This is a genomic window from Rhodanobacter spathiphylli B39 (assembly GCF_000264295.1).
Lineage (GTDB): Bacteria > Pseudomonadota > Gammaproteobacteria > Xanthomonadales > Rhodanobacteraceae > Rhodanobacter > Rhodanobacter spathiphylli.
In genome coordinates this window covers 1-339 of record NZ_AJXT01000146.1, presented here as the reverse complement: position 1 = coordinate 339, position 339 = coordinate 1, and the positions used below count along the sequence as shown (strand labels likewise).

At 31.0% G+C, this 339-nt stretch carries 1 protein-coding gene; it reads right to left on the bottom strand.

All coding sequences use genetic code 11. The features are described 5' to 3' along the window. Nucleotides 1-241 (bottom strand): hypothetical protein (locus UU7_RS18575; RefSeq protein ID WP_202946818.1); only part of this gene is annotated, 241 nt, incomplete at its 3' end. Nucleotides 242-339: the final 98 nt, after the last annotated feature.

The following is a 339-nucleotide window of genomic DNA, read 5'->3' as shown; positions in this document are numbered from 1 at the left end:
TCATCATACCGATATAATCAATATCTGATTGCAGTAACATAATATATTCATCTTTTTCATACTGAATCATGTCATATTCATAGCCAATGAATTCATTTTCACTGACTTCAGTAATGTTTTTATGAATCCATACACTGAATTCATCAATAACCATGGGTTTTGGGCTTATTGTGCTTCTTACCCTTCCATAATCCTTCATTTTAATCCACCTTTCTTTTAACATATTTTTCATAATATTCATCAGCAAGTCGAACTTCAAATGAAGCCTACCAACACAGCAGTAGTTGATTTTTATGTTTTGCCAAGAGGCATAGAAATATTAATTACTGTGGTATATAC